The sequence below is a fragment of the Psychrobacter muriicola 2pS genome, from assembly GCF_904846535.1.
In the GTDB taxonomy this organism is placed as follows: Bacteria; Pseudomonadota; Gammaproteobacteria; order Pseudomonadales; family Moraxellaceae; genus Psychrobacter; species Psychrobacter aquimaris.
Genome location: NZ_CAJHBC010000008.1, coordinates 16,023 through 42,544, shown reverse-complemented (window position 1 = coordinate 42,544; position 26,522 = coordinate 16,023). Strand labels below are relative to the sequence as shown.

The 26,522-nt window shown below is 42.0% G+C and carries 22 protein-coding genes; 15 read left to right on the top strand and 7 right to left on the bottom strand.

The genetic code is table 11. The annotated features are described in order from the left end of the window. The first annotated feature begins 740 nt into the window (after positions 1 to 740). The 8 genes from JMX93_RS11465 to JMX93_RS11430 all read left to right on the top strand — a co-directional run bounded on the left by JMX93_RS11465 (position 741) and on the right by JMX93_RS11430 (position 8,316). A complete protein-coding gene (locus JMX93_RS11465) occupies positions 741 to 2,453 on the top strand; it encodes an acetolactate synthase 3 large subunit (RefSeq protein WP_499204833.1) in 1,713 nt (570 codons plus the stop codon). Then, complete coding sequence (gene ilvN, locus JMX93_RS11460; protein ID WP_198333330.1) at positions 2,453 to 2,950, top strand: acetolactate synthase small subunit; 498 nt, start codon at positions 2,453 to 2,455, stop codon at positions 2,948 to 2,950. The genes JMX93_RS11465 and ilvN overlap by 1 nt, the downstream gene beginning before the upstream one ends. Before the next feature lie 147 nt (positions 2,951 to 3,097). Then, positions 3,098 to 4,114 carry a ketol-acid reductoisomerase gene (gene ilvC, locus JMX93_RS11455; protein ID WP_193011081.1) on the top strand — a complete coding sequence of 339 codons (1,017 nt, stop codon included), beginning with the start codon at positions 3,098 to 3,100 and terminating at the stop codon, positions 4,112 to 4,114. Between the two features lie 269 nt (positions 4,115 to 4,383). Further along, positions 4,384 to 4,809 (top strand): hypothetical protein, encoded by a 426-nt coding sequence (locus JMX93_RS11450; protein WP_499204808.1) that lies wholly within the window; start codon positions 4,384 to 4,386, stop codon positions 4,807 to 4,809. A gap of 380 nt (positions 4,810 to 5,189) precedes the next feature. After that, positions 5,190 to 5,402, top strand: coding sequence for a cold-shock protein (locus JMX93_RS11445; RefSeq protein WP_057758834.1), 213 nt, complete (start codon positions 5,190 to 5,192; stop codon positions 5,400 to 5,402). 253 nt (positions 5,403 to 5,655) lie between these two features. Continuing rightward, positions 5,656 to 6,024 carry a DUF421 domain-containing protein gene (locus tag JMX93_RS11440; protein WP_499204807.1) on the top strand — a complete coding sequence of 123 codons (369 nt, stop codon included), beginning with the start codon at positions 5,656 to 5,658 and terminating at the stop codon, positions 6,022 to 6,024. A gap of 457 nt (positions 6,025 to 6,481) precedes the next feature. Then, positions 6,482 to 7,231: an electron transfer flavoprotein subunit beta/FixA family protein gene (locus JMX93_RS11435; protein WP_198333327.1), complete on the top strand. Its 750-nt coding sequence runs from the start codon at positions 6,482 to 6,484 to the stop codon at positions 7,229 to 7,231. A gap of 152 nt (positions 7,232 to 7,383) precedes the next feature. After that, complete coding sequence (locus JMX93_RS11430) at positions 7,384 to 8,316, top strand: electron transfer flavoprotein subunit alpha/FixB family protein (RefSeq protein ID WP_443215630.1); 933 nt, start codon at positions 7,384 to 7,386, stop codon at positions 8,314 to 8,316. Between the two features lie 85 nt (positions 8,317 to 8,401). Here the strand turns inward: JMX93_RS11430 and JMX93_RS11425 are convergent, their stop codons facing one another. Next, positions 8,402 to 9,196 carry a TrmH family RNA methyltransferase gene (locus tag JMX93_RS11425; RefSeq protein ID WP_193011085.1) on the bottom strand — a complete coding sequence of 265 codons (795 nt, stop codon included), beginning with the start codon at positions 9,194 to 9,196 and terminating at the stop codon, positions 8,402 to 8,404. 103 nt (positions 9,197 to 9,299) lie between these two features. Then, positions 9,300 to 10,283: a class 1 fructose-bisphosphatase gene (locus JMX93_RS11420; protein ID WP_499204806.1), complete on the bottom strand. Its 984-nt coding sequence runs from the start codon at positions 10,281 to 10,283 to the stop codon at positions 9,300 to 9,302. 416 nt (positions 10,284 to 10,699) lie between these two features. On the opposite strand from JMX93_RS11420, the gene JMX93_RS11415 reads away from it, so the two are divergent. From JMX93_RS11415 to JMX93_RS11405, 3 genes are read left to right on the top strand one after another with little or no spacing between them, the layout of a single operon-like run. Continuing rightward, on the top strand, positions 10,700 to 11,773 hold the full coding sequence (locus tag JMX93_RS11415) for an aspartate carbamoyltransferase catalytic subunit (protein WP_443215632.1): 1,074 nt from the start codon (positions 10,700 to 10,702) through the stop codon (positions 11,771 to 11,773). A 60-nt stretch (positions 11,774 to 11,833) separates the two neighbouring features. Then, a complete protein-coding gene (locus tag JMX93_RS11410) occupies positions 11,834 to 13,045 on the top strand; it encodes a dihydroorotase (RefSeq protein WP_499204805.1) in 1,212 nt (403 codons plus the stop codon). Then, positions 13,038 to 13,586, top strand: a complete 549-nt coding sequence (locus JMX93_RS11405; protein WP_499204804.1) for a DUF2127 domain-containing protein — start codon at positions 13,038 to 13,040, stop codon at positions 13,584 to 13,586. Before JMX93_RS11410 ends, JMX93_RS11405 begins: the two co-directional genes overlap by 8 nt. A 125-nt stretch (positions 13,587 to 13,711) precedes the next feature. On the opposite strand, the gene JMX93_RS11400 is transcribed toward JMX93_RS11405, so the two are convergent. From JMX93_RS11400 to JMX93_RS11385, 4 genes are all read right to left on the bottom strand, one after another. After that, positions 13,712 to 14,986 carry a cation:proton antiporter gene (locus tag JMX93_RS11400; protein WP_499204803.1) on the bottom strand — a complete coding sequence of 425 codons (1,275 nt, stop codon included), beginning with the start codon at positions 14,984 to 14,986 and terminating at the stop codon, positions 13,712 to 13,714. Between the two features lie 126 nt (positions 14,987 to 15,112). Continuing rightward, on the bottom strand, positions 15,113 to 16,726 hold the full coding sequence (locus tag JMX93_RS11395; RefSeq protein WP_499204802.1) for a DUF2254 domain-containing protein: 1,614 nt from the start codon (positions 16,724 to 16,726) through the stop codon (positions 15,113 to 15,115). Between the two features lie 208 nt (positions 16,727 to 16,934). Continuing rightward, the gene (locus tag JMX93_RS11390; protein WP_499204832.1) at positions 16,935 to 19,706 is read right to left on the bottom strand and encodes a M66 family metalloprotease; all 2,772 of its coding nucleotides are present in this window, start codon (positions 19,704 to 19,706) and stop codon (positions 16,935 to 16,937) included. A gap of 210 nt (positions 19,707 to 19,916) precedes the next feature. Beyond that, positions 19,917 to 21,458 carry a YihY/virulence factor BrkB family protein gene (locus JMX93_RS11385; protein ID WP_499204801.1) on the bottom strand — a complete coding sequence of 514 codons (1,542 nt, stop codon included), beginning with the start codon at positions 21,456 to 21,458 and terminating at the stop codon, positions 19,917 to 19,919. Positions 21,459 to 21,771: 313 nt separating this feature from the next. Here JMX93_RS11385 and wrbA point away from each other — a divergent pair, with 313 nt between their 5' ends. Both wrbA and JMX93_RS11375 read left to right on the top strand, forming a co-directional pair. Then, the gene (wrbA, locus tag JMX93_RS11380) at positions 21,772 to 22,389 is read left to right on the top strand and encodes an NAD(P)H:quinone oxidoreductase (RefSeq protein WP_193011513.1); all 618 of its coding nucleotides are present in this window, start codon (positions 21,772 to 21,774) and stop codon (positions 22,387 to 22,389) included. A 62-nt stretch (positions 22,390 to 22,451) separates the two neighbouring features. Further along, the gene (locus JMX93_RS11375) at positions 22,452 to 22,934 is read left to right on the top strand and encodes a hypothetical protein (protein ID WP_499204800.1); all 483 of its coding nucleotides are present in this window, start codon (positions 22,452 to 22,454) and stop codon (positions 22,932 to 22,934) included. Positions 22,935 to 23,024: 90 nt separating this feature from the next. Here the strand turns inward: JMX93_RS11375 and JMX93_RS11370 are convergent, their stop codons facing one another. Then, on the bottom strand, positions 23,025 to 23,795 hold the full coding sequence (locus JMX93_RS11370) for a DUF3108 domain-containing protein (protein WP_443518592.1): 771 nt from the start codon (positions 23,793 to 23,795) through the stop codon (positions 23,025 to 23,027). A 549-nt stretch (positions 23,796 to 24,344) separates the two neighbouring features. Between JMX93_RS11370 and JMX93_RS11365 the strand changes: the two genes are divergently transcribed. Then, on the top strand, positions 24,345 to 24,638 hold the full coding sequence (locus tag JMX93_RS11365; RefSeq protein WP_025652227.1) for a co-chaperone GroES: 294 nt from the start codon (positions 24,345 to 24,347) through the stop codon (positions 24,636 to 24,638). Between the two features lie 111 nt (positions 24,639 to 24,749). Further along, positions 24,750 to 26,399: a chaperonin GroEL gene (gene groL / locus JMX93_RS11360; RefSeq protein WP_499204799.1), complete on the top strand. Its 1,650-nt coding sequence runs from the start codon at positions 24,750 to 24,752 to the stop codon at positions 26,397 to 26,399. The last annotated feature ends 123 nt before the right edge of the window (positions 26,400 to 26,522 follow it).

Sequence of the window (26,522 nt, the reverse complement as noted above, 5' to 3'; positions counted from 1 at the left end):
GTGGCACTTGAAAAAGAAGACTATAGCTTACTTATCAGTGGCTTACGCAGTTTTCTTTTCTTTGTGACAATGATATTGCAAAGATAGTAATTATAATGATTGTTATCGATAACTTTATGCATTGTCTCCGGACTTATCTGTCTACAATGACTAAGATAAACTTATTATTTGAAATGCGCTAAGCGTGACTCTAGCGGTTGTATTAAATATGGAAAAATATTCAGCAATTAAATATTTTTAATCAGCCTGTTGTAAAATATAAACCATTTTACAAATTATTATGGGCTATGAAGGTGATTTAAATTGCGGATATTGATTTCTCTGTATAGATCAATCTGTTGCAAATGCTGTCTGCTATTTATCAATAATAAGCTTCTTTTATAGATGCACTCGCATCTTGTCACTGTACATCGATAGACTCCTGCCATAAAACTGACCTTACATATATTGCTGTGTTTGAGTAGCATGCTGTCTTATAAGGCAGTCTTACTAAAATATAGCGGGCACACATTCTGGATATGGACAAGAATTTTCAGCCATTTCTATGAGACGAACAACCTTGTGTAAATAGCATTGTTTTCTCTTACGAATGAGCACCAATTCTTGACAAAAAAAAGGTGATGACAGTGACGCAAACCACGCAAAGTCCGAATATGACGGGACATACCCAAACGGGAAATGCCGCCAAAAATTTTGAAGAAAAGCAACAACGCCTTGCTGAAGGTAGTGAGCAACCTGTAATGCTATCTGGTGCTGAGATGTTGGTGCAATCACTGACTGATGAGGGCGTCAAATATATTTTTGGCTATCCAGGTGGTGCAGTTCTTCATATCTATGATGCTTTGTTTCAACAAGAGAATATCGAGCACATCTTGGTGCGTCATGAGCAAGCAGCCGGTCACATGGCAGATGCTTATTCGCGAGTGACTGGTGAAACTGGTGTAGTATTAGCGACGTCAGGTCCGGGTGCTACTAACACGGTGACGGCTATTGCCACTGCTTTCATGGATTCAGTGCCGATGGTAGTCATCGCAGGTCAGGTACCTAGCAGCCTAATCGGCGAAGATGCTTTTCAAGAAACGGATATGGTTGGCGTATCACGTCCTATCGTGAAGCATAGCTTTCAAGTGCGTCATGCTAGCGAAATCCCAATGATTGTCAAAAAAGCCTTTTATATTGCACAGTCTGGACGCCCAGGCCCTGTAGTCATTGATGTGCCAAAAGATATGACCGCGCCAAGTGAAAAGTTTGCTTACGCTTATCCAGAAGAAGTGTTTATACGCTCGTATCAGCCGTCATTAAAAGGTCATAGTGGTCAGATTAAAAAAGCGGTTGAAACGCTGCTTGCTGCAAAGCGTCCGATTGTTTACTCTGGTGGTGGTGTTGTTTTAGGCAATGCACATAAAGAGCTAACTGATCTTGCGCATCGCCTCAATTTACCAGTAACTAATACCTTAATGGGCTTGGGTGCCTTTCCTGGATCGGATCGTCAGTTCTTAGGTATGCTCGGCATGCATGGTACTTATGAAGCCAATATGACCATGCATCACGCCGACGTAATCTTGGCAATAGGTGCACGTTTTGATGACCGCGTAACCAATAATGTCAAAAAATTCTGTCCGAATGCGACGATTATTCATATTGATATTGATCCTACGTCCATTTCAAAAACGATTAATGCGCATATCCCAATCGTGGGCGATGTCAAATCTGTCCTTACCGATATACTAGAGATTATCGGTGAGGATAAAGAACTTGAACAACATGCATTGTTGGATTGGTGGTCACAAATTAATGAGTGGCGTAAGCGTCATGGTCTGCGTTATGACACTAGCACTGATAATGGTATTAAGCCACAAGCGGTCGTGCAAGCTTTAGATAAAGTGACTAATAGTAATGCGATTATTACCAGTGACGTCGGTCAGCATCAGATGTTTGCCGCGCTTTACTATACCTATAATGAGCCGCGTCAATGGTTAAACTCAGGCGGTCTTGGTACGATGGGTGTTGGATTGCCGTACGCGATGGCAGCCAAACTTGCCAACCCTGAGCGTGATGTGGTTTGTATCACGGGTGAAGGCTCTATTCAGATGAATATTCAAGAGCTTTCAACCTGCTTACAATATAATTTGCCAGTTAAAATCTTGAATCTAAACAATGCCCAATTAGGTATGGTGAAGCAGTGGCAAGATATGCTGTATGAAGGTCGTCATGCACATTCTTATATGAATTCACTACCAGACTTTGTCAAACTCGCTGAAAGCTATGGTCACGTCGGTATCAAAATTACCGATCCTGCGACCATGGAAGCACAGTTGGCGGAAGCCATGACAATAACAGATAGACTGGTGTTTATTGACGTTTATGTCGATCGTAACGAGCATGTGTATCCGATGCAAATCGCTGGGCAAGCGATGCGTGATATGTGGTTAACAAAAGGGGAGCGTACCTAATGCAACAACAACATCTGATTTCGGTATTGATGGAAAACGAAGCGGGTTCGTTGTCGCGAGTGGTCGGTTTGTTCTCTCAACGTGGCTACAACATCGAAACCTTAAACGTTGCGCCAACAGACGATCCGAGTATTTCTCGCTTAACATTGACCACTATTACGTCACCTGAAAAAATAGAACAAATCACCAAGCAATTGCATAAATTGATTGAAGTGGTTAAAGTGCTTAATCTGTCAGATACCGTACACGTCGAACGCGAGTTGATGCTCATAAAAGTACGGGCGACGGGCGGCGTACGTGAAGAAATTAAACGCAGTGCAGATATTTTTCGCGCACAAATCGTTGATGTGAATTCCAATCTTTATACCATTCAAATCGTCGGTGACAAAGCCAAGCTTGACGGTTTTATTGATGTGATTGGTCGCGAACGTATTATGGAAGTGGTGCGCTCGGGTGTGATTGGTATTGCACGCGGCGAAAAAACGCTCAGTTTATAACGAGCACTTATTACACATATTGTAGATCAAATTATTTACTCAAACATTAACATAGCGCTTATCTCACCCATCACTTCGACAAGGTGATTGTAATTTAAGTGTTTATTTATCCATGGCAAGCCATGATTTAGGAAAAGGACTCTATTTATGAACGTTTATTATGATAAAGATTGTGATCTATCGATTATCCAAGGTAAAAAAGTCGCCATTATTGGTTACGGTTCACAAGGTCATGCACACGCGCTTAACCTACAAGATTCAGACGTTGATGTGACCGTTGGTCTACGTGCCAACTCTGGCTCATGGAAAAAAGCGGAAAACGCAGGCTTAAAAGTGGCTGAAGTAGAAGAAGCGGTCAAAGCCGCTGATGTCATCATGATTTTGACGCCTGATGAGTTCCAAAAAGAGCTTTATAATGACGTGATTGAGCCAAACATCAAAGAAGGCGCGACCCTAGCGTTTGCTCATGGTTTTGCGATTCATTATAACCAAGTCGTACCACGTGGTGATCTTGATGTCATCATGGTTGCGCCAAAAGCACCCGGTCATACTGTTCGTTCAGAATTTACTAAAGGCGGTGGTATCCCTGATCTTATCGCTATCTATCAAGATGCGTCAGGTCAAGCCAAACAGTTAGCACTATCTTATGCTGCTGGTGTTGGTGGTGGTCGTTCAGGTATTATCGAAACAACATTTAAAGATGAAACTGAAACAGATCTATTTGGTGAGCAGGCCGTTCTTTGCGGCGGCGCTGTAGAACTCGTAAAAATGGGCTTTGAAACATTAACAGAAGCCGGCTATGCTCCAGAAATGGCATACTTTGAGTGTTTACATGAGCTAAAGCTTATCGTTGACTTGATGTATGAAGGCGGTATCGCTGACATGAACTACTCAATCAGTAATAATGCTGAGTATGGCGAATATGTGACTGGTCCTGAAGTTATTAATGAGCAATCACGCGAAGCCATGCGTAATGCCCTAAAACGTATCCAGTCTGGTGAATACGCGAAGATGTTTATCTCTGAAGGTGCAACCAACTATCCATCAATGACTGCTCGTCGTCGTAACAATGCAGAGCATCAAATCGAAATCACTGGTGCTAAGCTACGTGGTATGATGCCTTGGATCGGCGGTAATAAGATTATTGATAAAGATAAAAACTAATTCAATATCGGTTATTAAGAAATTACTCGCTGATATAAAACCAAGAGCCCATGCTATTACTTGATAGCATGGGCTTTTTTAATTTGAATTATTTTAGTGATGTTTCAGCCACAATCGCTTTTGTATTGGTTGAAAACTACCAATTGATGCCTCATATATCTAGCCTTAATTGATTTTTTTGAATATTCTTAGTGGAACCAATTGCTGGTTAATTATCAGGACGATTGAGTTGCGCATTCTTATTTTTTATAGATTATAGGTTGTGTGTTGTGCAAATATCTTATCCAGACTGGCTAACGCCGCAATTCGCATACATTACTCTTAGCGCTGTGGTAGCCGTTTTAATATGGATAGAAGGGGAGATGCTCAAAAAAACCGATGGCAAATTGCCTCAATCTAAGTTTTTTAAAATCAGCTCACTCTTGGATACCTTGTGGTTCTTTATTTCCGTTGTCATATTATATGTGATCGACTTGACACCACTGGCCATTACGGTACCTGCTGCGTATGGAATCTATACTACCTTTGGCTGGATATACGGGACGCGTTTACTAAAACGTAAAGGCATTCCTGATTCTCCTAAAGACTTGGTAATACCTGCCAAATACATCGCCTATAGTCAGTCATTTTCGCTGATATTTTTTGCACTTTGTTTATTGGTATTAAGTTCACCATGGCTACCGATATCTCAATGAGATATACGCTAGTGCATCACCTATTTATTATTTGAGATAATGCTTTCTATTAACTTATATGTCTCCCTTATGTTTGTATAATAGATGCCCGATGATAAAAAAATATTTTATATCAATAGTTTAGGTGGCGCTGTATTGACTATTGCGACTCCTAAAAACAGATTATTGCTGTTTACAAAAATCATCAATTTAACCTGTTGCTCTTGGCAAAAGCTGTTATAATCAGACTGTACTCAAAAGATTTTAGGTCGTAATTTCAAGTTATCTAACGATATTTTGATAATACTGACTGTTGCAGTTAGCAGAAAATAGTTTGGGTATATATCAATTAATCGGTGACGACACACGTCTCGCCAACAGTTAAAGAGTTAGGAAAATTTATGTCAGATAAAGTTGAAGGCACTGTAAAGTGGTTTAATGAAGCTAAAGGTTTTGGTTTTATCGCTCAAGACAATGGCGGACAAGACGTATTCGCTCACTACAGCGCTATCCAAGGTAACGGTTTCAAAACTCTAGCCGAAGGCCAAAAAGTGTCTTTCATCTTAGGTGATGGCAAAAAAGGCCCACAAGCTGAGCAAATCGAAGCTATCTAATCTCATTTGCCATTGAGTAAACTAATGTTTAGTCGCTCAATTGTAGTAAGATTAGCATAATGCATTGATACCTTTGTTTGTTAAAACAATAAAAATACTGTTTCAACTCTAAAAAAAAGCAACCTCTTCTCAGGTTGCTTTTTTTATGCCATTTTTCTCGCTAAAAACGTAAGGTCGTCAAAAGTATACTGATGTCAGCTATGAGCACTGACTCAATAAAGATATAAAAATTGGTAGCATACTCGCTTCAACGGTGCTATCTGATACACCGTCATTGCTGCAAGAGTTGTTTGCCGTCGCGGTATTATTTGTGCTTCAAGGTGTTATCTCGTTCATCAGGCGTAAATTTAAACTTTTAAAATCTTTGATAGATAATCGAGCCATCATATTGATGGCGCATGGTGAAAATTTAAAAGAAGCCAATCTCAGTACCAGCGATGTTCAACAGGTTTTGCGTAAGAATGGGATCAAGTCTAAAACTGAAGTATCTGCTGTCATTATGGAAACCACAGGTGATATGAGTGTCATCAAAAATAATGCGGCTAAGCCTGACTGGGCACTATTCGATGATATATGCGACAGTGAGTTGCTGGTTGGTTCCAGTAAAAATCGTAGATGTTGAGTGCCTAATTATTGTTATCGATTGATCCCAACGAGATAAATCACCACAAAACGTTAAGTGATTATGGTGTTGACAGTGCTATAAATATATAAAATATTAAAATGTAAGCTAAAGAGAACTGTAAAATTGTGTACTTATAAACTATTTATTATAGAATGGTGACAAATTTATGACGCATTATTCACGGCGTTGTCTTGACCTTATGACTGTGCTCACGCAAGATACATGGGTCTGATAATAACGGTTGGCTTAGCTTTAGCAGATTTTGTTAAGGAGTGGTGTGAGGCTATTACCATTTTCGGTATTGTTTCTTCTTGCTTAATTAACTACTATCTGTTGACGTAGTAATAACCCTAAGTAGTATTTTGAACGACAGTTTGAATAACAGTTTCAAAAAATGAACCTTTGGTTCTTAACTGACAATTTTTAATTCATAACATTAATAAACGAGGAACGTATGAAAGCATTAGTAGCGGTCAAGCGTGTCATTGATTATAACGTAAAAGTTCGTGTGAAAGCTGATAACTCTGGCGTTGATCTATCAAACACTAAGATGTCAATTAACCCTTTTGATGAGATCGCAGTAGAAGAAGCGGTTCGTCTAAAAGAAGCGGGTGTGATTGATGAAATCATTGTTGCTTCAATCGGTCCAAAAGAATCACAAGAGCAAATTCGTGCAGCGTTAGCATTGGGTGCTGATCGTGGTGTTCTAGTGTTGACTGACGACAAGCCGTATCCACTACAAATTGCTAAGATACTCAAAAATATCGCCGAGAGTGAAGGCACTGATATTATTTTATTGGGTAAGCAAGCAATTGATGACGATAACAACCAGACTGGTCAGATGCTAGCGGCATTGATGGGTATCGGTCAGGGTACGTTTGCCTCAGAAGTGAAAGTCGAAGGTGATAAAGTAAACGTGACTCGTGAAATCGACGGTGGTTTACAGACGCTAGCACTTGAGCTACCAGCGGTTATTACTACCGACTTACGTTTGAATGAGCCTCGTTATGCTAAATTGCCTAACATCATGAAAGCGAAGAAAAAGCCACTTGATGAAAAAACGCCAGCTGATTTTGGTGTTGATATGGCATCTAAGCAAGAGATCATTAAAGTCGTGCCACCTGCTGAACGCAAAGCTGGTATTACAGTAGGGTCAGTGGATGAGTTGGTCGATAAGCTAAGAAACGAAGCAAAAGTCATTTAATGTTTCAATGATTGGATACTTCGCTACGGCATATCATGTACAAGGCTATAGATTTGGATGATTCATTTTATATAAAATAATAGTTTTTCAAATAGCTTTGTACACAAACAACCGCATGAATAGATGATACGAACAAAAAAAGGACTAGAACCATGGCAATTTTGGTATATGCAGAACATGACAATGCCAGTCTAAAAAAGGCAACTTTGAACACCATCGCTGCTGCTAAGCAAATGGGTGATGATATCCATGTATTGGTTGCTGGTAGTGGTGCTCAAGCAGTCGCTGATGAAGCAGCTAAAGCAGAAGGCGTGACTAAAGTATTGTTAGCAGATAACGCTGCCTATGAGCATCAACTGGCGGGTAACGTAGCGCTATTGGTTGCTGATATCGCTGGTGATTATAGCCATATCATCGCACCTGCTACCACCACTGGTAAGAACTTTATGCCACGTGTTGCGGCTTTACTTGATGTAAGTATGCTATCAGAAATATCTGCTGTCATAGATGCACAAACGTTTGAGCGTCCTATCTATGCAGGTAATGCAACGGCAACCGTAAAAACGTCAGAAGATAAAGTGGTACTAACCGTACGTACAACGGCATTTGATCCAGTAGCAAGCGAAGGTGGTTCAGCGACTGTTGAAACTATCGACAACGTACAAGAAACTGGCAAAGCTAGCTTCGTTAACGAAGAGATGGCGAAATCTGATCGTCCTGAATTGACCTCAGCAAGCATCGTGGTTTCTGGTGGTCGTGCATTGGCAAACGGTGAAAACTTTACTAAGTACATTGAGCCATTAGCTGATAAACTTGGCGCTGCTGTTGGCGCATCACGTGCTGCTGTTGACGCAGGATATGTACCAAACGATATGCAGGTCGGTCAAACGGGTAAAATCGTTGCACCAGATTTATATATCGCAGCGGGCATTTCAGGCGCGATTCAGCATCTAGCGGGTATGAAAGATTCTAAGGTTATTGTTGCTATCAACAATGATCCAGAAGCGCCTATCGCTAGCGTTGCTGATTACTTCTTGGAAGCAGATTTGTTTGTAGCATTGCCTGAGCTGACAAGCAAGGTTTAGTCTATCAGTAGTAATAGACGTATAATAAAAACCCCCGCTATCAATTGATAGCGGGGGTTTTTATATCAAAATCATATGATATAGGCTAAGAGTACTGTCTCTGTCTCAAAGTTTCATATAAGCATAATGAGCCTGCAATGGCGACATTAAGGCTTTCTTGACCATTGGGCTGTGGTAGAGCGATAGGGGTGGCGCACTGCATCAGCTCATCACAAACGCCTTGTCCTTCATGACCCATAATCCAAGCGATAGGCTTTTTTAAGTCATGTTGATAAATCACTGTATCGGTATGTGAGCTGGTCGCAAATAGCGGCGTTTGCACATGGTCCAAAACATCTTGCACACTTAGATCTTCATAGATGGTCAAAGAAAACTGAGCGCCCATACCTGCCCGTAGAGTCTTAGGAGACCAGGCTTGCGCTGTAGCGCTGGTACAGAGTATATTCTTGATGCCGACCGCTGCTGCGGTGCGTAATAGGGTGCCCACATTACCGCTGTCTTGCACATCATTCAAAATCAAGCAGTCATCATCAATCATCGATAAACTAGGCGTTGGTACTTTAATGATTGCCATGATATCGATACCAGTACCTAAGCTACGAATACTCTCATACAGCGAATTTGATAACGTTAAAATAGGCGTATAAGTAGGCAAGCGCGTCAAAACCTGCTGAACCTCAGGATGGTTATGTGCAGACTCTGCGAGTAGGATTTGGGCAAAGGGGTAGTCACTACGCAGCGCCGCATCGATGAGATGGACGCCCTCAATCACCGTTTGACCTTGCTTCTTACGCTGTCGCGCTTGCGTTAGCAACGATTTGACAAGTTTAACGGTCGTATTTTTATCTGAGGTAATAAGCTCGGTGGGATTTGCTACCATAGTGGATCGCTTAGAGAAAAATATAGAAAAATTAAACAATCAGTATAAAGCCTATACATGCTGTAGTTTTATACTGATTGTTATCAAAGTAAAGTTAAAGGGCTTATTTATCAGCGTAATTTACATGCAGATTTTTAACATAATCGACTTCATTTTTGCTGCCAAGTACCACAGGAACGCGTTGGTGGATATCGATAGGTTCTATATCTAAAATGCGATTGACTGCATCAGTGGCAGCGCCACCCGCACGCTCAATCAATAAGCTCATTGGATTGGCTTCATACATCAAGCGTAATTTGCCTGCTTTATTGGCATATTTGGTATCGAACGGATAAGTGAAGAGGCCGCCGCGACATAAAATACGATGCACGTCACCGACCATGGCCGCCACCCAGCGTGTATTAAAATCGCGACCACGGACACCAGTTTCGCCAGCAATCAACTCATCGATATACTGCTGCATGGGTGCGCGCCAGTAACGGTAGTTTGAAGCATTGATAGCATATTCGCTGGTATCCGCATCGATTTTCACGTTTTCTTCTATGAGCACATAATCATTGGTGTCTGGATCTAGGCTAAACATCACGACATGATCGGTGATGGTCAGCGCCAATACCGTAGAGGTACCATATAACAAATAGCCTGCTGCTAACTGTTGATTACCTGCTTGTAAAAAATCAGCATTCTCACTGATTTGACCTTGGTGTTGGTACGGTAGAATAGAGAAGATAGTGCCGACGGCCATATTAATATCGATGTTTGATGAGCCATCAAGCGGATCGAACAATACCAACAAACTGCCATCTGCATTGGCAGGGGTAGCATCGTCAAGCTCTTCTGAGGCAACGCCTGCACAATGGGTGTTTTTTGCCAACGCGTCTAATAATAAATCATTAGCAAGTACGTCCAGTTTTTTCTGGTCTTCACCTTGGACGTTTTGGTTGCCAGCTTCGCCTAGAATGTCGGCTAGCGCCCCTTTTCTCAATAATTGTGAGATGGTTTTACCCACGTCAGTGACAGTCGTAATAACGTCACTCAGTGCAGGATTGGGTGAATAATCATTGAGATAGTCTGTAAGGGTTGTCATAAGGCTTCCTAATAAATGCTGTTAAAATAAATGCTACTGAAACTAAGGATTAAATAAGGGATTGAAAAATTGGTTAGGTGGCACTTTACAGACCTAAAGTTGTCAAATTTTTAAATACCCTGCACGGCATCTTTGTCCTGACCACAAAATCAGCTACACTATCACTATTATTATTTATTTATCGTTTGGATAAGCGGATTTTTGATGATGGTTTCGACAGGTGTATGGCTATTGCCCAAGAGGACGACAACGTCTGTTTTTTACGGCGCTATGTCTATCACTGCCACTGGGGTAAATTGTAGCAAATAAGTGCCAAAATGTCCTTGTCTCTGTGCTTATCGTCGACTATAAATCGCCAAAAAACGCATAAATGATGATTATTAAATTATATAAACCAACAATAAAGACCTGCCATTATGTCAAATTCTATCGATAGTCGCTCAACTCAGACCGTCTCGCCAACGGATTATGCCAAATTCGACCCTGATACCATTCATGAGAAACTGGATGCGTCTTTAAGTCGTCCGCAGCTTAATAGCGATGGCAGTATTCGCCATTTTTTGGGGGTAGAAGGTCTTAATAAAGCACAATTGCAGGCGATTATTGCCAAAGCAGAGACGTTTTTTGATGATAACGGACAGCTCATTAACCGTCCTGAGCTTGAGGGCTATACGGTGATGAATTTGTTTTTTGAACCGTCAACGCGTACCCGCACGACCTTTGAAGTAGCCGAAAAGCGTCTCGGTGCCAATGTGCTCAATATCGATATCGAGCGCTCTAGTACTAAAAAAGGTGAAAGTTTGCGCGATACGCTGTGGAATTTACAAGCCATGACGGCAGATATCTTTGTGGTACGGCATTCAGCGTCAGGTGCTGCCCATTTTATGGCAACTGAAGTAACACCAGATATTGCTATTATTAATGGTGGTGATGGCTGGCATGCACATCCGACGCAAGGGATGCTCGACATGCTCACTATTCATCGTGAAGCACCGCGCCCATTTGAGGAATTGTCAGTGGCTATCGTTGGCGATATCAAGCATTCGCGAGTGGCGCGCTCAGATATCAGTGCACTACAGACCTTAGGTGTCAAAGACATCCGCGTCTGTGCGCCGCGTACCTTATTACCGAAAGGCATTGAGCGCTTTGGGGTACAAGTCTATGAAGATATGAATGAATGTGTCACGGACTGTGATGTCATTATGGGATTAAGAATACAAAACGAGCGTATCGGCTCGCCGCTGCTGGCATCATCGAGTGAATACTATAAGCATTATGGTATTACACCAGAGCGCATGGCATTGGCTAAGCCCGATGCGTTGGTCATGCATCCAGGGCCGATGAACCGCGGTGTTGAGATTGCATCAAGCGTTGCTGATGGCGACCAGTCAGTGATTTTAAAACAGGTGAATAACGGTATCGCTATTCGTATGGCAGTACTGTCGCTAGCTATGGAAGGTCAACGCACTCACCAAGCCGCGAGTAAATAATCCTCTGCTTCGCTGTTTTATATTTATTTATCCCATTTTATTGATACGGTAATAAAGCTCATGACAACTATGTTAAATACGGATGCACCGATAATTAACCATCTTCCTCAATCATTTAAAGACTCACTATCAAGTGCTGCGACAGCTAAGTTAGCTTCACTTGAAGCTGGCCGTGAAATGTGGCTACTGCCGCCTTTGGTTGATCTGTGCGCCCGCTTGCGTGAACCGGGTCAACAACAACATGGCACTTTGGAGTCAGAAGGGCGTGCTGCTCGTGGCAATGGTTTTTTGCATGTGGTCATTCCTCCTGATACCAATCCTATCTTAGAGAACGGTTCATTATTAAAAGGCTTACGTGAACGCGCGCTTGGTGATGGCGGCATATATTTGCATATTTTGGGCGCATTGACTGCTGGTTTAGAAGGTGAGCGCCCGTCAAATATCGCTGGGCTTAAAAAAGGCGGTTGTATAGCAGTCTCTAATGCGCGCCGTCCTTTTCGCAATGACTTAGTATTGCTGCGTACACTGGAATACGCCGCGACTTTTAATATGAAAGTATTCTTTTACCCTGATGAGCCAAGTCTATCTGGTGATGGCGTGGCTCATGAAGGTTATATCGCTTCATATCATGGCTTGCAGGGGATTCCTTGGATTGCTGAAACGGTTGCCTTATCAACGCAGTTGCTAATGGTTGAAGAAACAGGCATCGCCGCTCACTTTAGTCAACTGTCGTGCAAATCTTCAATCGAATTGATGCGCTGGGCAAAAGATAAAGGTCTGCCCGTGACTTGTGATGTGGCGATGCATCAGTTGTATTTGACCGATGATAATTTAGAGGGTTTTAACGCCCAAGCCTATGTATTACCACCCCTGCGTAGTAATACCGATCAGCAAGCCATCCGCCGTGGTTTGAAAGATGGCACCATTGACGCGATATGTAGCCATCATGAACCATTGAACAGTACCGCCAAAAAAGCCCCATTTGCTGAGAGCACGCCAGGTATCTCAAATTTTGATACGTTTATGGCACTGGCTTGTCAGCTAGTAAATGATGACGTGTTAACTTTAGAGCAACTCGTCGATAAAATCTGTCTCAATCCGGCAAAAATTGCTGGTATTAGCGAGCAGTATGAAAACATCGGCGGCGCAGTACTGGTGGATCCCAATCTGGAGTGGCAAGTGACTGCCCAATCCATGCTGTCCAATGGTAAAAACACGCCATTCTTTAATCAGCAGTTGCAAGGCCGCGTTGTGGAGACTTTCTTTGCCTAATTTGCCTAGGCAGAATGATAGTCTGCAACCATCTCCGAAGGATAACGATCATCACTTGCGCAATCAAACCATCAAGTCGCACGGTACTGCCAGTGAATCCATCAAAGCGGTGGCCATTTATGAAGTTGTCAAAGGCGTTGGTGCGTTATTAGGTGCAGGCGCATTGTGGTCGTGGCATACCGATCTTGAGCATTGGCTGACGACCGCGACAGATTCTTGGCAACAAACCTTTGGACAGCTACTGGCGCCACAAATTGACAGTGCGGTTCGTATTGCTCAACAAGCAAGTAAAAATTGGCCGGTATTTTTGTTATTGATATTTGCTTACGCCAGTCTGCGTTTCCTTGAGGCTTATGGCTTATGGCAAGATAAAACATGGGCGTATTGGTTTGGTGTGCTTGGTTATGGGGTGTTTATTCCTATTGAACTTTACTATCTAATCGTTAGTCCATTTGATTGGTTTAAGCTTGGAATATTAGTCTCGAACCTTCTTATTGTGCTCGTGGTTTATCGTAATATGAAGCGAAAGGGTTTGATATAAAAAGGGCGTATATATCGCCTATCGAAAAAATTAAATGTATATGAAAAAGCCAGCGCAAGATATTATCTTATGCTGGCTTTTCTTTTACTAAAACGACTGGCTTAAAACTATTTATAGCTTATAGCTTATAGCTTTGCTATATCTTTATCAGTGCGAATGCTTTTGGCGACTTTGCCAACACTTAAACCTTGTACCAAGATCGAGAATATTACCACCGCATAAGTGAGCGCCAACAAGATATCGCGTTCGGTTCCCAACGGTAGTTGCAACACTAAGGCAACGGAAATACCACCACGTAATCCGCCCCATGTCAGTACTTTCCAAGCACCAGTGGGCAAATCGAGCTGACGATGAAAGGTTTTGGTGGTCATACCCACAACGATAAAACGCGCAAGTAGGGCGATCACAATCGTCAAGCCAGCGGCGATAAATAAATTACCCGAATACGCAATCATCACTACTTCTAAACCGATGAGTACGAATAAAATAGCGTTGAGAATTTCATCGATTAATTCCCAAAATAAATCAATATAGTGTCGTGTTTTATCGCTCATCGCCAATGCTCGTCCGCGATTCCCAACCATCAACCCCATCATTACCATGGCAAGTGGTCCTGATAAATGCCAATGGCTGGCCAGTGCATAACCACCTATCACACCAGCAAGCGTTAACAATACTTCTTCTTGGTAACTATCGATACTTTTAAGCATATAATACAAAATCGCCCCAAGCACCAACCCAAAAATAATACCGCCACCGGCTTCAACTGCTAAGGTGTGCGCCACATAATTGGCCGTCGGTATATCACCACTTGATAAAATTCCCAGCAGCAACACAAAAATCACCACGCCGATACCATCATTAAATAATGATTCACCCGCGATGACTGTTTCTATGCTTTTTGGTGCACCTGCGGATGACAGGATGCCCATTACAGCAATAGGATCGGTCGGTGATATTAGAGCACCGAATAACAAACACCAAAGAAATGGCAAGCCAAAGCCGAACAGTGGCAGCATAAAATAAAGTGCCGTGGCGATAAGCACGGCAGAGACGATGGTGCCGACGCAAGCAAGGATGCCAATAGGCAGTTTATAACGCTTTAAATCGCTGATATTGACGTGCAGTGCCCCTGCAAATAAAAGCATAGAGAGCATGCCATCTAATAAGACTTCGGTAAAATCAAGCTGCTCTAATAAGCTTACTTCATAATCAATAAGCTGATCAAATCCCAAAAACCCCAAAAATATCGCGCCAATAGATAATAAAATGGAGATAACCATCACACCAATCGTGGTCGGTAGGCCAATAAAGCGATGGTTGACGTAGGTCAGTAAGGCTGTGATAGATAAAAATATCGCGCTGATTTCAAGTATGGTCAGGCTGCTGGTAGGGGCCATGAAAAAAGTCTCAAGTAATGATGAATGGTCTTAAGCTTAGCGCTTATAAGGATTAGAAGGTTTTAATTTTGGTTGTTTTCTCATTTTTACCTCAGCGGTATGTATCACATTATCAGTAGCAAAAGCTTATCTTGATTGCGTTTGTAATGCCTGACGAATATGGGTGTCAAACTCACTAACATAGTTAAAATACTGATGATGAGCATCGTTGCTAAGAATGAATTGTTGGGCTTGTTGGCACATCGCGCTCAAATCATCTATCAGCTCTTGATAGCCTAGGTTTTCTTCTCCTGCTCGCTTAATCAGTTGTAACTCATGCAGTAAAGTCTGCTGCTGCGCTTGATTTACGCGAGCATAATTTAGATTTACCATCGCCTGACATAGCGCTTTCAATACCATTAAATCAGCGGCTGCATAACGACGTATTTCGCCAAGCGATGTATTGATAAAATCGGATATCTTGGGAATATGGGTAACCACGGCTAAAATGGCCAAACGCTGCTTTTCAACCTCGGTTTTGGGAGCATCATCATCTGATGAGAGGGTGTGAAAGTGATAGGGACTGGGCGGCTGACGACGCATCATGATACTTAAGCAGCTGGTCAGTGATTGTACGCAGTTGACTGCTGTTTTTGGATCGTTGATACCAGGAGACAATGCTCGCACGGCGATTTCAGTCATTTGCCCTAAACTATAAGCAATATCGTTAGAGTTAGCCAGTCGTTGCTCGATACGTATACAGCCTGCAAAGCGTTGCCAAAAAAGTCCGTCAGTGGCACGCGGTACAACGGCTAAATGTGGTGTCGTTGTTTTTTGTTGATTATTTGGGTGATTTGCTGGACGCTGGTAAAAATAGCCAATGACATTTTTGTCAGTGACATAATCACCAAGATTGGTATGTATCTGTACCACGCCGCCATAGTCTTGTGTCAGTGTAATCAGTGACTCAAGGTAGATTTGCTGAACATAACCTGAGCTTGGTGGATAGATGGGCATCGCTGACCATTTATGAAACTGCTCAGTGTCATGATGCTCTACATCACGTTGATGTTGGATATCGCAATGATCGTGATACCAATAGTGAATATTATCAATAGCATCATTGCTGGCGTTTTGAATAACATGTGAGGCCTGAATGGCATGTACCATATGTTGTACAAAGTATACCAATAAAAGTGCGCAGATAATCGCCATAATAATGGCAAAGGTAACAGCGAGCTGTGGTACACCAAAAGCGACGTCATATTTATGGATGGATTTTAAGACCAATAAACTATAGCTAAAGGTGCCAATAAATGCGCCTAAGACAAACTGATTGGGCGTGTCCGTCAAAAAGTTACGTAATAATCGAGGGCCAAATTGTGAGGAGGCCATTGATAGGACGGCAATAGTAATTGAAAACGTGGTACCAGCAACGCCCAATACAGCCCCTGCAATTGCTGTCATGATGGCACGTGCAGCATCGTCGTCACCAGTAAAAGCAAAAGTGATTTCTCTGACAGTTTCGCGGTCAAAGTGTTGATCGATAGTCACTAATAAAGGAGCAAGCAATATACCTGCAATGACGCACGCAGTTGGGATAAACCAATAAGAGCCAATAAGCTGCTGCCATAGGTTTCTTAGGCGATCGGGCAAATCGGTCAGTGTCTGTAGCGACCATAACTGGGCAAACTGTTTTAGTCTGTGCATGACTGCCAGCCATGCAGATTTAAACCAGCCACTTTCAGGGTGTTTATCCAATATTATATGCTCCACAAATGACCTAAAAAGCGACCTAAGAAAGAATCCATTTTTTATTAATAAGCTATGATTTTGTTTGGCTAATAAAATCTATTAAAAGTAAATTACCTTACCATATAAGCAATAAAGATTAAAAATTTAGTAAAAAATAAGCCCCTGTAATAGGAGCTTATTTTTAACGTGATGAAGCTTTCGTGTTATCTATTGACTAACTAGCTAAATCGTCAATCCAAGTGCTTATCGCGGTGCTTAATTTCCCTAGTACTGATGGTGCTGCTGTATTATCCACACTTAACGACTGTTTCTGCCTATTGTCCATCGTTACCGTTTGTTTTTGCATACTGTCCATAATTAATGGTAGGTTGTTGCCGGCTGTTGCTAAGATAAAGCTTGGGTTTTTCGTCATCATCGTCCATTTTTGATTACCGCCACTGTTGCAGCCATAACGAATTAAGCGTGCGCGGTTTTCTTTTAAATGACCACCTTCTAAATCAAAACACTGATTTCCTTGCTTGATTTCTTTAGTGCTAGTGACCATTTCCCAATGCTGCGTATCAATATTAAGACTACAAGCTGCCAAATTAACCACACCACCTTGAGTCGTTAGACACTGATCCATCGCCATTTTACTGTGGATTTTACCCTTCGTATCTTGAATCCATTGTTCAGAGTCGTCACCCGTACAAGCGCTTGGACCACTAATAAAGGCATTTAGCTTACCATCTTCTAGTGTTTCAGCTTTAAGGCAATTATTACCGTTAAGCATAGGACTGGCGTTTTCTAAAGGTTTGTCATCCTGTAGGTCTAACTCTACAACAAACTTTTGAAATCCAGTAAGTGCTTCAGGCTCGTTCTTAATTAAATCAGTACGATAGACATTGACCCAACGATTTAAGCGGTACATGGTTTGTTGTTGCTGCTCATAACGTTCTAATGTTTGGAGTGCTACAGGACTAAGCTCTTGACTTAGCTCATTACGATCGTTTTTATAAGAGTTATATATTAATTCACCATTGGCGTCTAAGCTAATAGTCGAATTTTCAGCTTGAGCAAGGAGTTTCTGCTCTAAGATCGGTAATTCAACTTTTCTAAGTGCTGTATAGCCATGTTCTCTACCAAAAGTCACAGCTGGTTTAATGGCATCGCTATATTGACCAATATCTATTGAAGACAATAACACTTGTGCTTCATTGGCCTTTTTACAGTACAAATCCACCTTTTTCGGATCTTCAGCGATTGCTAAATTGACATGAAATTTATTGGCATTGCCATTCATTCGATTAGGTGCCAAAGCAATAGTATTAAATGCGTTATTACTATAAGTGACCGCCAACCAGCAGCTTGCTGCTTCTAGCGAGTTATTGGGCGTTGGTAAATCAAAAACGTTACCCCAGTTACCACGTGCTGCTGGATAAATGATGCCTTTTTGCGCGACAGGGTCATAGCCACCTAAAATAGTGAAAACAGGCACACCCTGCAAACGTGCTTTTAAGTAATTACCATCGGTACTGTTGTACCACACATTGGTAGATCTTGGTACTTTAGGCTGGATGACTTCCATCTTTCTAAGATCAGCATTCCATTTCTTATAGCCGGTCGGTGAATCAGCATCAAATACTGCCCGATCAAATGCTGGCTGTATTTTAATTTTTGTACTGTAACCCGTATAATGAGTATAGTCTGAATAAGCGCCGCTATGTGATCCGCCAGACATAGCATCGCGACCATAGCCATAGGTGCTTAAAAACGTAGGTTTGCCAGTTAGACCATCACCCACGTTGTTTCGTGGCCAGTCTAAGTTACTGCGCATTTTATTTCTAACGCTGTTATAGCCCCAGCCACTATTGGCATGATGCTCTGCCCAAAAATAATCTTCGCCGACTTTACCAGGGTAATGACCTAAGCCATAATGATGGCCGATCTCATGACTGAATTCATTACCAACAGAGTCAATTAAAGTCAGCATGCCATTACCACCGCTTAAGCCATGGTTGCTTTCGCCATTGGCATATTTGCCGCGGGCGTGGTGCGCATTGACGTTTTGGGTCAATTGTGGCTGCTCTTGGCTTTGCATTGAGGCACTGGTGACGCCCCAATTGGCTAAGTTAATGCCGACACCAAAAGTTGATTTACCGGTATTTTCACGCATATCGCCTTCATAAACACCACCATTTGAGTTACTCACCGAATCATAAATAGTGCCATTGGCAACCATTACTCGATCAAGCTTGAGGTCATCATATTTAGCAACAGTCATTTGTGCCGCTGGAATGGTTTGGAAGTAGTCTGAACCGGCTCTTTCTGGGTCGCGTAACATGTAATGACCCCAAGATTGAGGCGCATCCGTTAGCATACCTAGACGAATATTGGTCAATACCAACTCGCCTGGTGCCGCAAAATCTATTTTATTTTCTAACAATTCACCGCTACGATTTTGCTCATCCACAATGCGGATTTTGAGACCACCTTGTACTTCGTCCCAGTTGAGCTTAGTCGACCATGCGCGCTTACTATAAGAAACACGGGGACGTTGGTCAGTATTGGTCTGATCCGTGTCTGGAATTTGAGTAGGATCGGCTAAATTGACAGTTCTTAATAAAACCCCATCTTTGTAAATTTCAGCCGCTAATTTATTAATATCACCCATTTCAAGAGTAGGCGTCACTAATAACAGCGCTTCTTTTTCTGCCGTCAGGCGCGGCATATTTTTTGCTTCGTTACCCTGTGGATCAACAGTATGATTTTGACCAAACTGAATCATCGCTTGGAAATCGCCAACTAAATCTGGACGAATTTCTCGAATTTCTCCCGCTCTACCATCGTGGTCAAAAAACCCTAATAAATAAAAATCAGCAATATCCTTTTTTGGTTCTGGATATTTGATTGGTGTACTTGGTTCAAGTGGCGTTGCAGGAATACTGGTTACTGGTGGTACAAGTGATGATGTGCTTCCATCACCTTCACCACAAGCAGAAAGCATAATAGATACGACACCAATGCTTAGCGCTTTTACTGGAAATGCTATTGTATTTTTCAAGTTATTACCCTAATAATAGTTTAGGGCAATATAACAGCTATGTTAGTATATTGTACGACTTTTGTTCAATTAATAATAATAAGTTTTGTTTTTATATGTTATAAAAACTAATTTTTATTGTTTAATATGTTTCATTTATTACTAATGCTCTTGCTAATTTATTTTTGGGTTGTCTGCTTCAGTAATGATATCGCCTTTATGATTAAAGAGATTAGCATTGGTTTTAATTTTAGAGTCATTCAAATCTTTAGGAATAAGAATCTCATTATCGTGCTCGTCGCATTCAACATCACTGTCTTTATCATAAGCTAGTGGGTCAAAGTGTGGCGTGCCTTCAATTGGCTCACTCTGGGCTAGTGGCATAGTGGTTGCCGAGGTTTTTCTAAATAAACTTGATTGACTGCCTTTGACACCTTTTCCATTAGAATCGGCTTTTTTACGTGGCTCGCTATTGGCAAAAATAACATTTAACGGTACATCTAACTGTTGCTTGGCATAAGCTTCCGTATTCTCAAAACGATTGACTAGCAAGCTAAGCCAAGGTTTTTGATCCTCTGGGCTCATCTCATCTAGCTCATGTTTGATAGGTAAAGGGTAGGGTAGCGTGCGATAAAAATCCCATAACGTCATTTTACTCAAATCTTTCTTGAGCACATAATCATTATCTTCAGTCATAGTAATTAAGTTGCTGTCTTGCAAATAATTAATATAGGTATACCATTTTGGCAACTCTTTGCGTCCTAGCACATTACGTAGCGCTTGTTCGCTTACCGCTTCCCCTTTTAAATGATGGGTATAAACGAGGTTTAGCATATCGAGCAAACTTAGGAGCGGGTGGCGTGGATAGACCTCTTCAGTCTCAAAAATCGTCAAGGTATAGCTGATTTCAACGCCTAATAGGATTAAATTCCAAGACAAATATATCCATAGTAAGAAGATGGGCAGTGCCGCGAAAGCCCCATAAATCGCTTCATAACTGGTGAAGTTTGCCATTACTGTACCAAACAGATTCTTCATCAGCTCAAATACGATAGCGACAAAGAGACCGGCAATGGCTGCATTTTTCGCGGGTACGCGCGCTTTTGGGATGAACCAGTACATACCAATGAAGCCTGCGACAGTGATACCAATGGATACAGCTTGTACCCAAAAAGACCAGTCAATGCCATAACCGGCGATTTGTCGATTTAAAAAACTCAAGCTTTGCACCGCACTTGAGGCGATAAAAGCCGTACCCAAGACCAGTGGTCCTAATGTCACTATGGTCCAATAGCGCAGCATGCTTTTTATGCCGCCTGAGCGATTTTCTACTCGCCAGATTTGGTTAAAAGCGCGCTCAATAGTTGTTAATGTCATAATGGTCGTAAAAAATAACACCATCGCCCCAATGATGGTTAAATTTGATGATTTTTCAGCAAAGCTATTGATATACTCACTGACCTGCATACTTGATTGTGGTAGCAAGTTGCTGTAAATCACTTCATATATCTGTGCTCTAACGGATGCAAGTGCTGGTACCGAAGATAGAATCATCAATAGGACAGTTAGGACTGGTACAATCGACAGCATAGTTGTATAGGTCAGCGATGCAGCCTTTTGCTGGCAATTGTCTTCAAAAAAGTGCCGAGTCAAGAATCGTAAGAATTGAAACCAGCGTTGATGTAAAAACGGGATTTTTTTTGATAAATTTTCCATATCGACCATTTAGCAGGTATTTGAGTGACAGTAGTGTAACAAACATGCGCTGTTACCATCTGCGGTTTAATTGTGTCAAAATGCACAGCATCAACCTATCTAACAGGTTATTAGCGACAAGGTGTACCAAGGCTGTTTGCATGTCAGTGAATGACTGGGGCATAATATATACCTGCATTTAGGCTATCTGTCACAGGTTGCGTATAGCTATGTAATAAGCAAAGCTTTATGCTTAAGATGTGGCTATATAGAAGCTGTTGTAGGTGATTAGAATCAACAATAATATTAATGGTTTTATGAGGAAGTATTGCTAATGAGTCAGACCGCCCCTTATGTTTTGGTGCTTTATTATTCAAATTACGGTACGACTAAGACATTGGCTTATGCTATCGCTCAAGGTATTGAGGATGCTGGTATGACAGCCCGTATCCGCACGGTACCAACGGTTGCACCCGAAACCACATCGAGCAAGCCTGCAATACCTGATGAAGGTGATTTATATTGCACCATGGACGATTTAAAAGACTGTATGGGTTTGGCGCTTGGTAGCCCGACGCACTTTGGTAATATGGCCGCCCCCATGAAATACTTTTGGGACAATACTGTTACCCTTTGGCTAGCAGGTAATCTACAGAACAAACCTGCCGCTGTATTTACTGCCACCGGCTCGATGCATGGCGGGCAGGAGACAACGTTGTTGACCATGATGTTGCCATTGATGCATCATGGCATGATCCTTGTTGGCGTGCCGTATGCTGAGCCTGCGCTCAATCGTACGCATCGTGGTGGATCGCCTTATGGTGCCAGTCACGTGAGTGGCGCGTTACATGATCAACCCGTCTCAGCTGATGAGCGCGAGTTGGCTATCGCCCAAGGTCGACGCTTGGCTATTAGTGCTACTGCATTGGCGCAAGCTAACTGGACTCGTTAAGCGGATTTTTATAGCATGCAACGTCTTATATAACGCTATTAATTAGGAAATAAGTATATCTAATGGTCACAAACCGCTCCGATAGTGAGATAAATGCAAGCGCACCAGCAAAAAAATCTGCCAAAGCTGTTAAGGGCAAAAAGCCTATTACGCCCATTCGTCAACGCCTGATGGTGACTTGGCTGATTTGGTTGGTTTATAGACTGCTTGGGCTACCTATTTTTATTAGTGTTTTTAATCCCAGTAGCCCTGATATCATTGGTGGTATCGCATGGCAAGCGCTGTGGCTAATACCTGCATTTTTCTTAACGCCAGCGATACTAAGGGGTCGTTCGCCGTATGTGCTATTGATAGGCAGTATGTTTACCTTGGTTTATTTGGGGGCGAGTGGTGTGGTGCTGTTTACCCGCGCTTATGGTAGCAGTTGGGCGGAGATAGTGGTTTATCTGCTTGATTTTGTCTTATTACTGGCAATCAATGTCTGGTTATTTATTCTACTAAAACGCCTCCCTTCAATGAACAACGTTGTTAAGCAACCACGTTAATTAATTTAGCTAAGTTTAAGACATAAAAAAGCGGCACTTTATTTAGAGCGCCGCTTTTTTTATACTATTTTTGCTTGATTCATACAGGGTTTAATTCACCTTGGTTAACTCTAAATCCATCTTTTTGCCATCATTAATTTGGCTCACTTTTACTGGTAGGTAATCTAAGCTTGGTGCTAGCCAAAAACTGGTAGAACGACTATTGTCATCGTGGATACGGTCGACACGTACGGTATCAAATGTACCCGCTGGAACGGTAATCTTGGTATTACCCGATTTTTTGAAAGGCGTTTTTTCTATTTTGTCTTTTTTCGCCATGTAATAGTTGCCAGAAAATTTATCGTTTAATAAATCTTGGCGAATTTGTACTTCCAAACTCAAATCGTCAAAGGCTTGTTGCGCCATGTTCATGGTTGTCGATTTGCCTTTATAGTTACTCACCACCTTTTTACTACTTGGATTAAAGTCTAATTTGTGCGTACGGCCAACGCCTAATAGCTTATAAGTGGTACTTGCTTGACTCGGAATGACATTATTGCCGTTGATGGTAAAAGTACTGTTTTGCGAAGCGCTTGCGACACCTGCCACCCGAGCATTGACATTATATTTCCAAGTATTACCCGCTTTTTCCAGAGTACGAGTGGCAGTACCTTTATATTTGTCTTCAACCGTAAAGCTGTAGTTGGCGCTTGAAGGTTCGATACTCTTTGCGCTGGCAAGGGTAGGTGCGGTCATACTTAAAGCTCCAATCGTAGCAATACTCGCCCCAGTGGTTAAAGCGGTTAAAAACTGAGACTGGCGGCGTTTGGTATTATCAGCATCGGTTGATGATGATTTTTGATTGTTCGATAAAAAACTCATGGATATTCCTTAATTGCTATTTATGGCATTGCTTATAACTATTATTGTAATCCCAAGAACTATAATGGTCATGGGCTGTTGCCTTTTCAAGAGTGAAGGCCGTCCCTGTGGTGTTGCTATTGTAGCCAACGTTGCTGGCTTTGAGTACGATATCATGAGACGTCACTTGCTGTAAGTTTCCTAAGAAAGGATAAGTTAATCGGTCAGTTGCAAACGATATGGGGTAGCTTAATTGATTCAATTCAGTATTGAAATTTACCTCTCAGATCGCTGATTTTAAAATCCTGCTAAAGCCTTTAATACAGTGCAATCCAATCAAATGACTTTTCATAAACGTCATTACCACCTAAATAACCCATGATATGCAAAATTCTTGTAAATTTTTGGGCTTTACACTTGAAGCTAACTCACTTTGCCCCCACTTTTTGATACAAGCTCAAAGCTTATCTTTAGAATGCTGTTTTAAGCAGTAATGCCTACAGATATTGGTATTGAGACTATTAATTCAAATAAACCCTTACTGTAAATAACCAAATTATTGGAGACATATTGATGAATATTCGTCCTTTACATGATCGTATTGTTGTCCGCCGCATAGAAGAAGAAACAAAAACGGCTGGTGGTATCTTGCTCCCTGGTTCTGCTCAAGAAAAACCTTCACAAGGTGAAGTGCTAGCAACTGGTAACGGCCAGATTCGTGACAATGGTGAAACTCGCGCGTTAGATGTAAAAGCTGGCGACAAAGTCCTGTTCGGTCAATATGCTGGTCAAACCGTGAAAGTTGACGGCGAAGAACTATTGATTATGAAAGAATCTGATGTGTTGGGTGTGCTAGAAGGTTAGTCATTTTGAGTATATTTTTATACTCAGCACATTTTTGACAATAGTTTTTGATAAGAATATATCAACTCATTTAATTGCATTCTCATACTTATAATAGTGGAGTAATTTAACATGGCAAAAGACGTGAAATTCGGCATTGATGCCCGTAAACAAATGATGGACGGCGTAAACGTTCTAGCAAACGCAGTACGCGTAACCCTAGGGCCTAAAGGTCGTAACGTGGTTATCGATAAATCTTTCGGCGCTCCTACCATCACTAAAGATGGTGTATCAGTTGCCAAAGAAATCGAGCTTGAAAACAAATTTGAAAACATGGGTGCTCAATTGGTCCGTGAAGTCGCTAGCCGCACAAATGATGTCGCTGGTGATGGTACGACCACTGCTACAGTATTGGCTCAGTCAATCTTGCAAGAAGGCATGAAATCAGTTGCTGCTGGCATGAATCCAATGGATCTTAAGCGCGGTATCGACAAAGCAGTTCGCGCGGCTGTTGAGCAAATTCATTTGTTATCAACGCCAGCTGACGATTCAAAAGCAATCGCTCAAGTGGGTTCTATCTCTGCAAACTCAGACACCAAAATCGGTGACTTGATTGCGCAAGCGATGGAAAAAGTAGGCAAGCAAGGCGTTATCACGGTAGAAGAAGGTTCAAGCTTTGAAGATACCTTAGAAGTTGTCGAAGGTATGCAGTTTGACCGTGGTTATATCAGCCCGTACTTTGCCAATAAGCAAGACAGCTTAACCGCTGAGTTTGAAAACCCATACATCTTGCTTGTTGACAAAAAAATCAGCAACATCCGTGAGATTGTGCCATTACTTGAGCAAGTAATGCAGCAGAGCAAACCATTGCTAATCATCGCTGAAGACGTAGAAAACGAAGCGCTAGCGACTCTTGTTGTTAACAACATGCGCGGCGGCTTAAAAACTTGTGCGGTTAAAGCACCAGGTTTTGGTGATCGTCGTAAAGCCATGCTAGAAGATATCGCGACTCTAACTGGTGGTACTGTTATCTCTGAAGAGATCGGTCTGAGCCTAGAGACGGCGACGCTTGAGCAATTGGGTACCGCTAAGAAAGTTACTGTCGGTAAAGAAAACACCGTAATCGTTGATGGTGCTGGTAACAAAGCTGATATCGATAATCGCGTTGCGTCTATCAACCGTCAAATCGAAGAGTCAACGTCTGACTACGATAAAGAAAAGCTACAAGAGCGTGTTGCGAAACTGGCAGGCGGCGTAGCAGTTATCAAAGTTGGCGCAGCGACCGAAACCGAAATGAAAGAGAAGAAAGATCGAGTTGATGATGCGCTACATGCGACTCGTGCAGCTGTTGAAGAAGGCGTTGTCCCTGGTGGCGGTGTTGCCTTAGTACGTGCAATGAATGCATTGTCTGAACTAAAAGGCGATAATGATGACCAAGACGCAGGTATCAATATCCTACGCCGCGCGATGGAAGCGCCACTACGTCAAATCGTAACCAACGCAGGCGAAGAAGCATCAGTAGTGGTTAACGAAGTGAAGAATGGTACTGGTAACTATGGTTACAATGCTGCCTCTGGTGAATACGGCGATATGCTAGAAATGGGTATCCTTGATCCAGCGAAAGTTGCTCGTTCAGCACTAGAAAACGCCGCGTCTGTTGCTGGCCTAATGCTGACTACCGAAGCCATGATTACTGACCTACCAGAAAAAGATGATGGTATGGCTGGCATGGGCGGTGCTAGTGGAATGGGCGGCATGGGTGGAATGGGCGGCATGATGTAATTTATGCCTTCTAATCTATACTTGCTTTAAATAATAAAGAACCCTAACTCAATGAGTTAGGGTTTTTTTATGTGCTTCACACTAGCTTAGTTAAACGCTCTAAATTATAATTAATTGAAATAA

Excerpts from the sequence above, each read along its gene's own strand:
- wrbA (WP_193011513.1), top strand. The coding sequence starts at position 21,772 with ATGAGTCAGACCGCCCCTTATGTTTTGGTGCTTTATTATTCAAATTAC.
- JMX93_RS11410 (WP_499204805.1), top strand. The coding sequence starts at position 11,834 with ATGACAACTATGTTAAATACGGATGCACCGATAATTAACCATCTTCCT.
- JMX93_RS11400 (WP_499204803.1), bottom strand. The coding sequence starts at position 14,986 with ATGGCCCCTACCAGCAGCCTGACCATACTTGAAATCAGCGCGATATTT.
- JMX93_RS11370 (WP_443518592.1), bottom strand. The coding sequence starts at position 23,795 with ATGAGTTTTTTATCGAACAATCAAAAATCATCATCAACCGATGCTGAT.
- JMX93_RS11420 (WP_499204806.1), bottom strand. The coding sequence starts at position 10,283 with ATGACAACCCTTACAGACTATCTCAATGATTATTCACCCAATCCTGCA.
- JMX93_RS11430 (WP_443215630.1), top strand. The coding sequence starts at position 7,384 with ATGGCAATTTTGGTATATGCAGAACATGACAATGCCAGTCTAAAAAAG.
- JMX93_RS11375 (WP_499204800.1), top strand. The coding sequence starts at position 22,452 with ATGGTCACAAACCGCTCCGATAGTGAGATAAATGCAAGCGCACCAGCA.
- JMX93_RS11465 (WP_499204833.1), top strand. The coding sequence starts at position 741 with ATGCTATCTGGTGCTGAGATGTTGGTGCAATCACTGACTGATGAGGGC.
- JMX93_RS11425 (WP_193011085.1), bottom strand. The coding sequence starts at position 9,196 with ATGGTAGCAAATCCCACCGAGCTTATTACCTCAGATAAAAATACGACC.
- JMX93_RS11385 (WP_499204801.1), bottom strand. The coding sequence starts at position 21,458 with ATGGAAAATTTATCAAAAAAAATCCCGTTTTTACATCAACGCTGGTTT.
- ilvN (WP_198333330.1), top strand. The coding sequence starts at position 2,453 with ATGCAACAACAACATCTGATTTCGGTATTGATGGAAAACGAAGCGGGT.
- groL (WP_499204799.1), top strand. The coding sequence starts at position 24,750 with ATGGCAAAAGACGTGAAATTCGGCATTGATGCCCGTAAACAAATGATG.
- JMX93_RS11445 (WP_057758834.1), top strand. The coding sequence starts at position 5,190 with ATGTCAGATAAAGTTGAAGGCACTGTAAAGTGGTTTAATGAAGCTAAA.
- JMX93_RS11415 (WP_443215632.1), top strand. The coding sequence starts at position 10,700 with ATGTCAAATTCTATCGATAGTCGCTCAACTCAGACCGTCTCGCCAACG.
- JMX93_RS11390 (WP_499204832.1), bottom strand. The coding sequence starts at position 19,706 with ATGCTTTCTGCTTGTGGTGAAGGTGATGGAAGCACATCATCACTTGTA.
- JMX93_RS11435 (WP_198333327.1), top strand. The coding sequence starts at position 6,482 with ATGAAAGCATTAGTAGCGGTCAAGCGTGTCATTGATTATAACGTAAAA.
- ilvC (WP_193011081.1), top strand. The coding sequence starts at position 3,098 with ATGAACGTTTATTATGATAAAGATTGTGATCTATCGATTATCCAAGGT.